Here is a 13257-nt window from a genome sequence, read left to right on the forward strand (position 1 = left end):
CGGGTTTAATCGGTACGTGGTGAGATTCGGGGTGCTGGGCCCGCTGGCGGTGTGGGGCGACGACGGTGAGCCGCTGCACGTGGCCGAGCCCAAGGTACGCGCGCTCCTGGCCGACCTGCTCGTCCACCAGGGCCGCCCCGTCTCGGCCGACCGGCTGATCGACGACCTGTGGGGCGAGCGGCCCTCGCGCAACCCGACCGGCACCCTCCAGGCCCGCGTCTCGCAGCTCAGGCGGGCGCTGGGCGATCCCGGCCTGGTCGTGCTCGGGCCCGGCGGCTACCGGATCGTGGCCGCGCGGGTGGACGCGGCCCGCTTCGAGGAACTGCTCGACCGCCGTGCCGTCCCGCCCCGCGAGCGGGCCGCCTTCCTGGGGGAGGCACTGGCTTTGTGGCGCGGGCCCGCCTACGCCGACGTCGCCGACCTCGCCTTCGCCAGGCCCGCGAGCGCGCGCCTCGAAGAGCTGCGCCTGGCCGCCGTGGAAGAACTGGCCGAGGTACGGCTGGCCCTCGGCGAGCCGGTCGAGGTGAGCGACCTGGTCGCCGAGCACCCGCTGCGCGAACGCCTGCGGGCGGTGCACATGCGCGCCCTGTACCGCCAGGGCCGTCAGAGCGAGGCCCTGGCCACCTACGCCGACCTCCGCGACCGCCTGGCCGACGACCTGGGCCTCGACCCCTCACCCGAACTGGCCGACCTCCACACCAAGATCCTCCGCCAGGACCCCGGCCTCCACCCCACCCCACCCCCCGAGCCCCACCGAGACCTGGGACACGCACAACCCCAGAACCCGGAGGCACGCGCGGGGCGCGAGGACCCGGAGGCGCGCGCGGACCAGGGGGTGCGCGCGAGACGCGAGAATCCGGAGGGGCGTGGGGTCCCAGGGGTGCGCGCAGGGCGCGAAGACCCAGAGGCGCGCGAGGACCAAGGGGCGCGCGAGGACCAAGGGGCGCGCGCGGGGCGCGAGGTTCCGGAGGGGCGCGCAAGGAGCCAGGAGCCGGAGGCGGGCGCAGGGCGTCAGGACCCGGGGGAGCGCGCGGGGCGTGCGGGCTCCGAGGGGCGCGCAGGGCGTCAGGGGTCGGGAGGTCAGGAGCCTGAGCAGGTCGGGGTGGGGTTGCCTGCGGCGCTGGTTCCGCTGGTCGGCAGGGATGCGGAGCTTGCCCGGGTCGCCGCGCTGCTGGGGCGTGATCGGCTGGTCACGTTGACGGGTCCAGGTGGGGTCGGCAAGACCAGCCTCGCCTTGGAGGCGGCCCGTCGCCACCCCGACCCGGTCTACCTGGCCGAGCTGGCCGGGACCGCCCACCCGGCCGACGTGCTGGCGGCCGTGGTCGGGGTGCGGGACGACTCCTCGCAGCCCCTGGAGCCGAGGATCGCGCGGGCGCTGAGCGGCAGGCGGGCGCTGCTCCTGCTGGACAACTGCGAGCACCTGGTCGACCAGGTGGCCCAGCTCGCCGCCACCCTGCTGAAGGCCGCGCCCGAACTGCGCGTGCTGGCCACGAGCCAGGAACCGCTCGGCGTGACGGGGGAGCGCGTCCACGTGGTGCCGCCGCTGGCGGAGGACGACGCGGCACACCTGTTCGCGGCACGGGCGGGCATCGAGCCCGGACCGGCGGTGCGCACGATCTGCCGCAGGCTGGACGGCATCCCGCTGGCCCTGGAGCTGGCCGCGACCCGGGTGCGGGCGCTCGGGGCGGAGGAGCTGGCCCGGCGGCTGGACGACCGGTTCCGGCTGCTCAACACCGGCATGCGGGACGCGCCCGCGCGGCAGCGGACGCTCCGGGCGATGATCGACTGGAGCTGGGAGCTGCTGAGCGAGCCGGAGCGGCTGGTGCTGCGGCGGCTGGCCGTACACGCGGACGGGTGCACGCTGGAGGCGGCGGAGCAGGTGTGCGCGGAGCCCGGCCACGACGTGCTCGACCTGCTGGCCAGGCTGGTGGACCGCTCGCTGGTCACGCCTGGGCCGAGGTTCCGGCTGCTGGAGTCGGTGGCGGCCTATGGGATGGAACGGCTGCGGGAGGCGGGCGAGTACGAGCTGGTCAGGGAACGGCACGCGCTCTACTACACGGCGCTGGCCGAACGCGCCGACCTGCGCGGGCACGGCCAGCGCGACTGCCTGGAACGGCTCGACCAGGAGAGCGGCAACCTGCGCCTGGCGCTCGAAGGGCCGCGGCCGCTGCGGCTGGTCAACGCGATGGCGTGGTACTGGTTCCTGCGCGGACGGCTGGGCGAGGCGCGCAGGTCGCTGGCCTACGCCCTGACCAGGGGCGGACCGGCCGGGGAGAGCGCGATGGCGGCCACCTGGCTGGCCGGGTTCACCAAGGTGATCGGCGAACGGCCGGAGGCGGTGCCGTACGCGGACCTGGACCCGCTGGGGCGGGCGGTGCACGACTGGTTCCTCAGCCACGTGGCGTGGGCCTATGGCGACCTGGCCGTCCACGACGACCAGGTGGAGAAGGCGCTGGCGGCGTTCGGCGCGATGGGGGAGCGCTGGGGCGTGGCCGCGGCGCTCGCGCTGCGGGCCAAGCTGGCGGTCGGACGCGGCGACCTGGCGGCCATGGAGCGTGACGGCGCCCGCAGCCTGGAGATCTTCCGCGAGCTCGGCGACCGCTGGGGCCAGGCCGAGGCCATGGACGCGCTCGACATGGCGGCCGAGATCCGCGGCGACTACGCGCGGGCCGCCCGGCTGCGCGAGGAGGAGCTGCGCCTGGCGGCCGAGCTGGGCATCGCCTCGCCGTTCAAGCTGTCGGGACTGGGCAGGGTGGCGCTGCTGGAGGGCGACTACGCGCGCGCCGACGACTACCACGAGCGGGCCCGCGCGCTGGCGGTCGAGCAGTCGGTCAAGGCCGCGGAGGAGCACGCGGTGACCGGGCTGGCGATCAGCGCGCGCCGCCAGGGCCGCTTCGCCGACGCCGAGGACCACCTGCTGCCCTGGCTCGCCTGGCTACGGCAGGTCGGCGGCACCGCGGGCACCGCGTTCGCGCTGGCCGAGCTGGGTTTCGCCGCCGAGCAGCGCGGTGCCGCAGAGACCGCGCTGGCCAGGCAGAAGGAGGGCTACGCGGCCGCCGTCGCCACCGGTGACCCGCGCGCGGTGGCGCTGGCGCTCGAAGGGCTGGCGGGCGCGCTCTCCCTGGCCGGCCGCGCCGAGCAGGCCGCCCGTCACCTGGGTACGGCTGCCGCCATGCGCGAGTCGGTCGGCGCTCCACTGCCGGAGGGGGAGCGGCTGGACGTCGACCGGGTCACCGCCAGGATCAGGACCACCCTGGACGCGAGCGCCTTCGCCGCCGCCTTCCGCGCGGGCGAACGGGAACTCCCCGACCACCTGGGCGAGAAGCCGGTGAGCTAGAGAGAAACCGGTCCCGGAGCGCGGGTCAGCCGAGCGGGAACTCGGCGATCACTTCCCAGTAGCCCTCCGGGGTGGGGCCGGCGAACAGCCTGCCGCCCAGCGCCTCCACCCGTTCGGCCATCCCCACCAGCCCGAAGCCGCCGCCCAGCCGGGCCACCCTGGGGTCGGCGGCCGAGCCGAAGTTGCGTACCCGCAGCCGGACCAGCCCGGGGAACGCGCGCAGGTCGGCCTCGATCCAGGCCGCGCCGGGGGCGTGCTTGCGCACGTTCGTCAGGGCCTCCTGCAGCACGCGGTGCAGGGTGGTGACGACCTCGGGCGGCAGCGTGCCGTCGCCGACGCCCTGGCCGATCTCGAAGGCCACCTTCGGCCCGCTGGCGGAGAAGCGCTCGGTGAGCAGGCGCAGGTCGGCCAGCGAGGTGCCGGGCCTGCGCTCGGCCTCGTCCTCCGCGCGCAGCACGCTGACCAGGCGGCGCATCGACGTCAGCGCCTCCGCCCCGGCGCCGGCGATCGCGTCGAGGGCGGGCACGACGGCCTCCGGCTTCATCTCGGCGACGGTCTTGGCGGCCTGGGCCTGGACGACGATGCCGGTGATGTGGTGGGCGACCAGGTCGTGGAGCTCTCTGGCCAGCTCCAGGCGCTCCGCGCGGCGTACGGAGAAGACGGCCTCGGACCGGCGTTCCTGCTGGAAGCGCAGGTAGCCGCCCACGCCGGCGGCCAGCGACCACCCGGCGAACAGCACGAACGCGAAGACCAGGCCGGCGTTCTGGTAGTCGCGGCCGAAGGCTTCGGCCAGCAGGACCACGAGGGAGAGCAGCGCGAGGGCGGCGGCCTTGCGCACCGGCTCGACGTTGCGCAGCACGCCGATCGTGAGCAGGAGCAACGCCCCCGACTCCGTCATGCCGGGCAGCCCGTCGAGGTGGGTGCCGCTGATGAGCGTGGAGGTGACGAAGCTGAAGGCCAGCAGGAACGTGAAGCCCTGGACCCGGTAGTCGCGCCTGGTCAGGACGGCGGCGATGCCGGCGATCCCGCAGAAGGGCACGAGCCACTGGGCGCCGCCGACGCTGACGGCGGCGACCACGTCGATCAGGAGCATCAGGCCCAGCCAGCCGATCATGGCGATCTCGCTGAGCCTGCGGATCCAGTAGACGAAGCGCTTGTTGTCCCCCACGGCACCGAGCCTAAGCCGGAAGTCGGAGCACCCGTATCAACCGTTCGGCCGAGTGCGGACGCCGCAGACCAGACCTTCAGCGGAGGCGGAATGGGGGGTCTGTCGCCGATGCTGAACATGTCGGAAGGGAGACGGGGAAATGGTCGTCATCGGATTCGTGTTGCTGGGAGTGGGACTGGTCGTGGGTGTGCTGCTCGCGCTGGCCGACCCCGTGATGCTCTCCCGGATCAACGGGGAGCCCGCAGAGGGCGGCAGCGGCCGCCACATTCAGGCGCCGCCGCTGGCTCGCGAGGGCGAGGTGGTCCGGCTGCCGGAGCGCACCGGCGACCTGCGCCGCCCCAAGGCGGCCTGAGACGGGGCTCGCGGCGGCGGGCATGGCGCCTGCGAGCCTTGGGGGAGGGATCGGCCCGCGAGACCGTTGGGGGACGGAATCGCGGGCCGGTTCCGTTACCGTGGCGGGTATGAGCAACGGATTCGAAACGCTGGCGATCCACGCAGGTCAGGAGCCCGACCCGCAGACCGGCGCGGTCGTCCCGCCGATCTACGCCACGTCCACCTACAAGCAGGACGGCGTGGGCGGGCTGCGCTCGGGTTATGAGTACAGCCGCTCGGCCAACCCGACCAGGACCGCGCTGGAAGAGGCGCTGGCCGCGGTCGAGGGCGGCGTGCGGGGACTGGCGTTCGCCTCCGGCCTGGCCGCCGAGGACACCGTGCTGCGCACCGTGTGCAAGCCGAACGACCACGTCATCATCCCGAACGACGCCTACGGCGGCACCTACCGCCTGTTCGCGAAGGTCAACGAGCGCTGGGGGCTGCGCTACGACCCGGTGCCGCTGGGCAACCTGAACGCCGTGGCCGGGGCCATGACGCAGAAGACGAAGATCGTCTGGGTGGAGACGCCGACGAACCCGCTGCTCGGCATCGCCGACATCGCGGCGCTGGCCGAGCTGGCCCACGACAACGGCGCGCTGCTGGTCGTGGACAACACGTTCGCCTCGCCGTACCTGCAGAGGCCGCTTGAGCTGGGGGCCGACATCGTCGTCCACTCGACGACCAAGTACGTGGGCGGGCACTCCGACGTGGTCGGCGGCGCGCTGATCGCGCGCTCTAAGGAGCTGGCCGACGAGCTGGCCTACCACCAGAACGCGATGGGCGCGGTGGCGGGGCCGTTCGACGCGTGGCTGACGCTGCGCGGGCTCAAGACGCTGGGCGTGCGCATGGACCGCCACTGCGACAACGCCGAGCGCGTGGTCGACCTGCTGCTGGCGCACCCGAAGGTGACCCAGGTGCTCTACCCGGGCCTGAGCGAGCACCCCGGGCACGAGGTCGCGGCCAAGCAGATGAAGCGCTTCGGCGGCATGGTCTCGTTCCGCGTGGCCGGGGGCGAGGAGGCGGCGGTGGAGGTGTGCAACCGCGCCGAGCTGTTCACGCTGGGGGAGTCGCTCGGCGGGGTCGAGTCGCTGATCGAGCACCCGGGCAGGATGACCCACGCGTCGGCGGCGGGCTCGCCGCTGGAGGTCCCGGCCGACCTGGTGCGGCTGTCGGTGGGCATCGAGACGGTCGACGACCTGCTCGCCGACCTCACCAAGGCGCTCGGCTAGGACGCCCCGACCATGCCCGGCTGGGACGGCATGACCATGCCCGGCTAGGACGGGACGACCATCAGGAACAGGATCGCCAGCCAGATCAGCGTGACCACGCCGGCGATGGCGGCGATCCGTCCTGTCTGCACCTTCGCGTCGTCGTCCGGGGTCTCGCTGGAGAGCACCCGGACGGCGGTGCGCAGGTCACGTTCGACGAGCACGATCAGCACCGCGGCCACGATGAACAGCGTCATGGACGCGGTCATGTTCCACTTGCCGAGGGTGCCGTTGCCGGCCATGACCCCCGCCCCGATGCCGAAGATCAGCACGCCGAGCGAGAGCAGCGCGTAGAGCCGGGTCGAGCCGTGGATGAACTTGACCAGTGAGGCGTTCTTGTTACGGATTGCGCGGGGGGCGGCGTGCGTCAGCGCGGTGAGCGGCCCGACCGCGAAGATCGCGAAGGCGATGTGCAGCCAGATAAGCAGGGACATGCCGGAGAGACTAGTCCCCGGCGATCTCGGCCTGTGGCTCGACACTCTCTTCGCTCTTACGGGAGCACCGCATGCACAGCTCGAAGGCCGCCACGGTGACGACCATCGTCAAGATCAGCAGGATCATCGCGAACATAGCACTCCCTCCTTCCCCGAATATCCTCCGTAATGACTAGACGCCCTGGCAACGGAATAAGTTCAGCCCGGGTATCGTTGCGTACCGCCGTTTTCTTACCGATCAGGCACGAGGGGGTGCCGTCGTGGCCGTCAGGCACGTCGAGCCGTACACCGATGAGTGGCAGCATCATCCGCGCTGCTACGTGAAACAGGTGGTCGAAGTGCTCGACGCCGAAGTGGCCGAGTGGTGGGAGGGGCCCGGCGAGCCGCGTGCGGCGACGGTGCTGCTGTCCGGCGGCTCGGCGCTGGTGTGGGACGAAGAGAGCGGCTGGCGGCTTGGCCGCTTCCTCTCCGGGGCCCGTGGTGAGCACACCGAGCTGGCCGATGTGCGCTATCTGGGTGGCGGGCTGCTGCCCCGGCCCGAGCGGGTTCCCGCGGCCCTGTCGGACGCGCGGCTCGGGGTCGGTGCGAGCAGTGCCTGGCGGCCCTGCTACCGCTCGCACCGCAACTGCCGGGACGGGTTCGATGTCGCGCTGGACTTCTGGTCCGGGCTGGTGCGTGCCTAGCTCAGGCGGGTGTGACGGTGTGGCGTTCTTGCTGGGCGGCGCACTCCGTGCAGTCGGTGTGGTTCACGTGGAGGCCGAGGATCCCGCGGGTGCAGCGGGAGAAGGGCCCGGGGGCGCGGTGCTTCGGTGATCCGCGCCAGTCCTCCCTGAGGACGTTGAGCACGATCATGACGAACGTGCCGGTGGCTCCCCCGATCAATAAGATCGGGATCATCAGATACAAATCCATGAGTAATTATGGCAGTGCCGCCCGGCCCGCCATCAATAGATGGACACAGAAGAGAAACCACCTGGTGATCTGGGTTGGCGGAATACAATTGACTACACTTATTGGGATAAGTGGGCCGAGCCTGCATAATTGATTTCGTAGGCCAGGTGGGTCATATCGCCGGCGTAGATCGCCACCGTGAGCCGGATCGGCCGCTCGGTGGAGTACGCCGTCCTGATCACCTCGATCACCGGCACCCCGGCCCTGCGGCCGAAGAACGGCACCTCCTGCGGCGTCGGCATCCTGGTCAGCACCACGTCGCGGTGGCGCACCTGCACGTGGCCGTGGTCGGCCAGTTCCCTGATCGTGCCGCGCTCCAGGTCCACGGGCAGCATCAGGCCGGTTCCCTCGGCCACGTCGAGGGGGTAGAAGGAGTCCTGCAGCGACCAGCTCTCGCCGTCGACCAGGCGCCGCGACAGCCGTACGACGACCACGGAGCCCTCGGGGATCTGCAGGTAGGAGGCGACTTTCGGGCTGGCTTCCCGGAACTCCATGGTGAAGCCCTCCTGGCCCGGCTGGCGGCCCTGCTCCTCCACCACGGAGGTGAAGGCGTCCTTGCCGCTCGCCGTGCGCAGGCCCTCCCTGTTGGACATGACCATGGTGAAGGTCAGCCGCGTGTTCACGTACGTGCCCAGCCCCTGCCGCGACTCCACCAGGCCCTCGTTGGCCAGGACAGCGATGGCCAGGCGGACGGTGTTGGTGGAGACGCCGAAGAGCTGTTCGAGCTCGGATTGGGACGGCAGGCGCTGACCTGGCTGAAGGGACCCGGCGGTTATCTTTTTCCGCAGGTCGTCGGCCACCTTGCGGTAGAGCGGCTCGGACATGCTCTCATTGTCCGCTTATTGGTATGAGCGGTCTAGGTCCCGGCTTTACAGCGCCCTCCGCCGGGGAGACTATTTCCTTCCGCCCCATTTTCGAAAGGCAGGAACGGATGCCGGTTCCCTATAGCCAGGAATGGCTGAGGTTGCCCCTGGGTTACGTGTCGTCGGTAGCGGCCGCGGTGGAGCATGTGATGTGGTGGGACGACCCCTTCGACCCGCGGGACGCCACGATCCTGCTGGCCGGAGGCGACGCCCTGGTGTGGGACGAGGAGGGCGGGTGGCGCCGCGGCCGGTTCGTCTCGGGTGAGCAGGGGGTGCGCACGGTCCTGGCCGAGGTGCGCTACCTCGGAGGCGGGGTGCTGCCCGAGCCCGCCGAGGTGCTCGCGCTGATGGCGCGGGGCGGCAGCCGTACCAAGGTCGTCTACCGCTCCTTCCGCGACCTGCACGACGGCTTCGACGCGCGCCTGGCCCGCCACGCGCTCGTCCAGCGAGCCAGCGGGCCATCGAGCTAGCGGGCGATCGAGCTAGCGGGCCAACGGGCTAGCGGGCGATCGGGCCAACGGGCGATCGGGTCAGCGGGCCCTGCGCAGGCGCAGGAAGTCGCTGACCACGTACTCGCCCAGCCGTTCCGCGCTGGGCGAGAACACCCGGCCGCCGTTGCGGCGGGCCACCTCGTCGACGAACTCGCGCAGCCGGTCGTCGGCGGCCAGCATGAACACGTTGATCGTGGCCCGCCGCCTGGTCATCTTGTCGACCTCGGCCAGCGTCAGCTCCAGCGTCTCGTGCGAGGGCGGCCACTCGAAGGCCGAGCGGCCGTTGCGCATGAGGTGCGCGGTGGGCTCGCCGTCGGTGACCACGAGCACGACCGGCTCGAAGTCGGGGTGGCGGTCCAGGTGGCGACCGGCGATCAGCAGCGCGTGGTGCAGGTTGGTGCCCTGGACCATGTCCCAGTCGAGCCCGGCCAGCTCGTCCGGCTGCAGCACCCGGGCGTAGTTGGAGAAGCCGATGATCTGTACGGCGTCCTGCGGGAACTTCGAGGCCACCAGCGCCTGGAGGGCCAGCGCGGTCTGCTTGGCCGCCGCCCACGTGCCGCGCAGCGCCATCGAGTACGACAGGTCCACCAGCAGGCAGACGGCCGCCGCGGTCCTGCGCTCGGTCTCGGCCACCTCGAAGTCGTCCACCGACAGCCGCAACCCCCCCGAGGGGGTACGCCCGCTGCGGTGGCGTATCCCGTTGACCAGCGTGCGCACCACGTCGATGGGCTGCTCGTCGCCGAAGTGCCACGGCCGCGAGGATCCGGTCAGCTCGCCGGCCGAGCCCGCGTCGTGCTGCTCGTGGTCCCCGCGCCGCCCGGCGTCCAGTGAGGCGAACACGCGGCGCAGCGCGGTCTCGCCGAGCCTGCGCACCGCCTTAGGCGTCAGCTCCAGCTTGCCGCGCCTGCGCAGGAGGTAGCCCTGCTCCTCCAGTTCGCGTTCGATGCGCCGCAGCGCCTCCAGGTCGTCGACGGCCGAGCGGCCGAGGGCGCGGCGCACGGCGGCCTCGTCGATGTCGTCGAGCCGGGCGCCGGGGTAGTCCTGGCGCAGCGCGGCCTCCAACTGGGTGAGGTCGGCCAATTCCTCCAGGGCGGTGACGGCGTCGCCCATGCCGAGCGGCTCGTCGCCGGTGAGGCGTTCCGGGGTGTTCCAGGCCAGGTCGGGGCGGCGGGCGGTGAGGGCGTCGCCGAGGCGGCGCATCTGGTCGCCGATCCCGGCCTGGTCGAGGGTCTGGTTGATGAGGCCGGCGAGCTCCTCGCGCTGGCGCGGGGTCATCGAGGCCAGCATGCGCTGGGTGGCGGCGGCACGGCGGGCGAGGATGTCGACGAGTTCGTCGAGGTCGCGCGGCTTCTCGGGGAACATGTCCCCATAGGCGGCCATGAAGGCGTCGAAGTCGGCCTGGGTGTGCTCGCCCCGCGAGTCGCGCTCCAGCATCTCGTTGAGCGCGGCGACCATCTCGCGCACACGCTCCATGGCCGCGGGGTCGGGGTTGGCCAGCGCGTCGCGCAGGCCGCGGAACTGGGTGTCCAGCACCTCCCTGCGCAGCAGGTCGCGCAGCTCCTCGAAGGTGCGCCTGGCCGCCTCGGAGCGCCACTCGTAGGAGCTGAGCTGCTGGATGGCGCTGGCGGTGTCCTCGGGCAGGCCGTCGAGCTCGGCCTCGCGCATCCTGGCCGCGTCGGACGGGTCGGGGAACAGCTCCGCGCGCTCCTGGCCGATGGCCTTGTCGAGCAGCGCGCGGGCCCGCTCCAGGGTGCCGTCGAGCCTGCCGCTCTCGCGCAGCTCGCGGCGGCGGCGCCGTACCTCTCTGAGCATCTCGTCGAGGCCGCGGCGGTCGCCCGCCCCGGGCAGGCCCTTCTTCAGCAGGTCGCGCAGGGCGTGCACGGGCGTGGAACCGGACAGGATCGCATCGCCCATCTCGTCCAGAGCCGCGCGCACGTCATACGGCGGAGCCAGCGGATCCGGGCCGTCCTGATACTCGCCATAGCGATATGCCACGATCTCACGCTAACTCGTCTTTTGAGCTTCTGTTACGGCAAGCCGCCCCCACGCCACCCGCCGACGCTGGTTCCCGCCGATCGTGGGGGTCGCTTCTCACGTCGGACGTGGCGCCCACCGTCACGGTCAGGCGTCACGGTCAGGCACCACGGTCAGGCGGCACCGGTCAGGCGTCGCCGAAGACCTCCCAGACGCTGAGCAGCTCGTCGCTGAACGGGTTGTAGTGGACCACGGCGAGGTTGCCGCCCTTGAAGACCTTGGAGAAGTCCTTGTTCGCGCAGCCCTTGGTGCCCAGGCCGTCGTCGTCGGCGTTGACGGGCCTGCCGCTCAGCCAGGCGTCGCCGCACTTGGCGGTGACCCGGTTGAAGGTCAGGCGCCAGGTGTAGGTGAGGTGGCGGCCGCCGTAGGCGACGGTGTCGGCGTCCACGCGCTTGATGACGCCCTTGGCGGTCTTGGTGTACCACTTGGCGGGCTGGAACTCGCTGACCCTGATCGCCTTCGACCCCGAGTAGACGATCTTCACGGGGTTCGGGCCGAGCTGGAGGGTGAAGGCGAGGTGCTTGGGCGTGCAGCGGGTCCTGCCGAGGCCGTGGGCGTCCTGGGCCAGGCGGCCCTCGGTCTCCTTCAGGCCGCAGGCGACGGTCAGGCGGCGGAAGTCGGCGGCGCCGTAGCTCAGCCTGAGCTGCTTGGCGCCCTTCTTGGCGGCCAGCCGGTACTTGTTGCCGTCACGGGTGGCGGTGATCGGCGTGACGCGCAGGGTGCCGGCTCCGTCGGCCCAGGCGTAGCCGTACACGGTGGACGTGGCGGTGAAGGTGGCGGACGGAGTCAGCGGAGCCGCGGCGACGAGCGCGGCGACGAGAAGAGAGTGCATTGGGCGGTCCCCCGGTGTCGTGAACTACCTCGTTGGACGCGCGGGACCGCCCCGATGTTCACGTGCGGTAGACGTTGACCCCGTCGAGGTCGTCCTTCGACAGCCGGCGCATGAGGTAGAGGCCCTCCAGCGCGAACTCCAGGGCCGCCGCGGCGTGGCCGGGCGACTCGTCGCCGGCGCCCATGCCCAGCTTCGCCATGATCTTCGCCAGGCCGTTGACCGGGCCGATCCTGCGCAGCAGCTCGGCGGCGGGCACCATCTCGCCCGACTCGACCTGGCTGCCCTCGGCGAACTTGTCGGTCAGCGGGGCGAGGTCGGCGCCGCCCAGGCGGTTTCTGAACGTCTCGGCCGTCGCCCGGCGCAGCAGGTGGGCCAGGATCTCGGTCTCCCTGCCCTCCTCGCTGACCTCGAACTCGACCTTGCCGCGCAGCGTCGGCACCATGCTCGGCAGGTCGCAGACGCGGGCCACCGCGTGCTCCTCGCCGGTGATGGCGGCCCTGCGCACCGCGGAGGCGGCGGCGGTCTCGGCGGCGGCGATGGAGAAGCGGGCCGAGACGCCCGAGCGGGCGTCCACCGCGGTCGACTCGCGCACGAGACGGGTGAAGCGGGCGATCACCTCGATCAGGTGCTCGGGGATGTCGGCGCCGATGTCCGGCATCGACTCCTGGCGGATGAGCGTGAGCTCGTCCTCGACCGTCTGCGGGTAGTGGGTGCGGATCTCGGCGCCGAAGCGGTCCTTCAGCGGCGTGATGATCCGGCCGCGGTTGGTGTAGTCCTCGGGGTTGGCGCTGGCGATGAGCAGGATGTCCAGCGGCAGGCGCAGGTTGTAGCCGCGAACCTGGATGTCGCGTTCCTCCAGGACGTTCAGCAGCGACACCTGGATGCGCTCGGCCAGGTCGGGCAGCTCGTTGACCGAGAAGACGCCGCGGTTGGTGCGCGGGACCAGGCCGTAGTGGACGGTCTCGGGGTCGCCCAGCGTGCGGCCTTCGGCGATCTTGATCGGGTCGACGTCGCCGATCAGGTCGCCGACCGAGGTGTCGGGGGTGGCCAGCTTCTCGCCGTAGCGCTCGTCGCGGTGCTTCCAGGCGACGGGCAGTTCGTCGCCCATCTCCCGCGCCTTGCGCAGGCAGGTGGTGCACACCGGCGCGAAGGGGTGGTCGTTGATCTCGCAGCCCTCCACGACCGGGGTCCACTCGTCGAGCAGGCCGGTGACGGTGCGGATGAGCCGGGTCTTTCCCTGGCCGCGCTCGCCCAGCAGGACCAGGTCGTGCCCGGCCAGCAGAGCGCGTTCGAGGTGGGGCAGGACCGAGTCGTCGAAGCCCACGATGCCGGGAAAACGGGGCTCGCCTGCCCGCAGCTTGGTCAGCAGATTATGGCGGACCTCTGCTTTGACACTGCGATGAACGTGATCGCTCGCTCGCAGCTCGCGGAGAATTCGAGGCTGATGCACGGGAACGAGACTACGTCGCCGGAGAGCCGTTCGCATCGTGGTGAGATTTCGGATCTT

Annotated in this window: 13 protein-coding genes; 5 read left to right on the forward strand and 8 right to left on the reverse strand. The window is 71.7% G+C overall.

The window, feature by feature from the left end:
- The first annotated feature begins 16 nt into the window (after positions 1 to 16).
- Positions 17 to 3337, forward strand: a complete 3321-nt coding sequence (locus ACIBEJ_RS31230; protein ID WP_397186445.1) for an AfsR/SARP family transcriptional regulator — start codon at positions 17 to 19, stop codon at positions 3335 to 3337.
- Positions 3338 to 3362: 25 nt separating this feature from the next.
- Here the strand turns inward: ACIBEJ_RS31230 and ACIBEJ_RS31235 are convergent, their stop codons facing one another.
- The gene (locus ACIBEJ_RS31235; protein ID WP_397186446.1) at positions 3363 to 4505 is read right to left on the reverse strand and encodes a sensor histidine kinase; all 1143 of its coding nucleotides are present in this window, start codon (positions 4503 to 4505) and stop codon (positions 3363 to 3365) included.
- 139 nt (positions 4506 to 4644) lie between these two features.
- Here ACIBEJ_RS31235 and ACIBEJ_RS31240 point away from each other — a divergent pair, with 139 nt between their 5' ends.
- Complete coding sequence (locus ACIBEJ_RS31240; RefSeq protein ID WP_397186447.1) at positions 4645 to 4857, forward strand: hypothetical protein; 213 nt, start codon at positions 4645 to 4647, stop codon at positions 4855 to 4857.
- A gap of 109 nt (positions 4858 to 4966) precedes the next feature.
- Positions 4967 to 6106 carry a cystathionine gamma-synthase gene (locus ACIBEJ_RS31245; protein WP_397186448.1) on the forward strand — a complete coding sequence of 380 codons (1140 nt, stop codon included), beginning with the start codon at positions 4967 to 4969 and terminating at the stop codon, positions 6104 to 6106.
- A 44-nt stretch (positions 6107 to 6150) separates the two neighbouring features.
- Here ACIBEJ_RS31245 and ACIBEJ_RS31250 read toward each other — a convergent pair whose 3' ends face one another.
- Positions 6151 to 6579, reverse strand: coding sequence for a hypothetical protein (locus tag ACIBEJ_RS31250; protein WP_397186449.1), 429 nt, complete (start codon positions 6577 to 6579; stop codon positions 6151 to 6153).
- Positions 6580 to 6589: 10 nt separating this feature from the next.
- Positions 6590 to 6715 carry a hypothetical protein gene (locus ACIBEJ_RS31255; protein WP_397186450.1) on the reverse strand — a complete coding sequence of 42 codons (126 nt, stop codon included), beginning with the start codon at positions 6713 to 6715 and terminating at the stop codon, positions 6590 to 6592.
- A 124-nt stretch (positions 6716 to 6839) separates the two neighbouring features.
- Here ACIBEJ_RS31255 and ACIBEJ_RS31260 point away from each other — a divergent pair, with 124 nt between their 5' ends.
- Positions 6840 to 7262: a DUF6292 family protein gene (locus ACIBEJ_RS31260; RefSeq protein WP_397186451.1), complete on the forward strand. Its 423-nt coding sequence runs from the start codon at positions 6840 to 6842 to the stop codon at positions 7260 to 7262.
- A 1-nt stretch (position 7263) separates the two neighbouring features.
- Here ACIBEJ_RS31260 and ACIBEJ_RS31265 read toward each other — a convergent pair whose 3' ends face one another.
- Positions 7264 to 7476, reverse strand: coding sequence for a hypothetical protein (locus tag ACIBEJ_RS31265; RefSeq protein ID WP_397186452.1), 213 nt, complete (start codon positions 7474 to 7476; stop codon positions 7264 to 7266).
- A 113-nt stretch (positions 7477 to 7589) separates the two neighbouring features.
- Positions 7590 to 8354, reverse strand: a complete 765-nt coding sequence (locus ACIBEJ_RS31270; protein ID WP_397186453.1) for a GntR family transcriptional regulator — start codon at positions 8352 to 8354, stop codon at positions 7590 to 7592.
- A 107-nt stretch (positions 8355 to 8461) separates the two neighbouring features.
- Between ACIBEJ_RS31270 and ACIBEJ_RS31275 the strand changes: the two genes are divergently transcribed.
- A complete protein-coding gene (locus tag ACIBEJ_RS31275; RefSeq protein ID WP_397186454.1) occupies positions 8462 to 8863 on the forward strand; it encodes a DUF6292 family protein in 402 nt (133 codons plus the stop codon).
- Between the two features lie 60 nt (positions 8864 to 8923).
- Here the strand turns inward: ACIBEJ_RS31275 and ACIBEJ_RS31280 are convergent, their stop codons facing one another.
- The 3 genes from ACIBEJ_RS31280 to ACIBEJ_RS31290 form a co-directional block, all read right to left on the reverse strand.
- Entirely contained in the window at positions 8924 to 10882 is a 1959-nt protein-coding gene (locus ACIBEJ_RS31280; RefSeq protein WP_397186731.1) for a VWA domain-containing protein, read from the reverse strand.
- A 163-nt stretch (positions 10883 to 11045) separates the two neighbouring features.
- Entirely contained in the window at positions 11046 to 11750 is a 705-nt protein-coding gene (locus ACIBEJ_RS31285) for a hypothetical protein (RefSeq protein WP_397186455.1), read from the reverse strand.
- A gap of 58 nt (positions 11751 to 11808) precedes the next feature.
- The gene (locus ACIBEJ_RS31290; RefSeq protein ID WP_397186456.1) at positions 11809 to 13236 is read right to left on the reverse strand and encodes a sigma 54-interacting transcriptional regulator; all 1428 of its coding nucleotides are present in this window, start codon (positions 13234 to 13236) and stop codon (positions 11809 to 11811) included.
- Positions 13237 to 13257 lie beyond the last annotated feature (21 nt).

This window comes from Nonomuraea sp. NPDC050790 (assembly GCF_044456745.1).
Taxonomy (GTDB): domain Bacteria; phylum Actinomycetota; class Actinomycetes; order Streptosporangiales; family Streptosporangiaceae; genus Nonomuraea.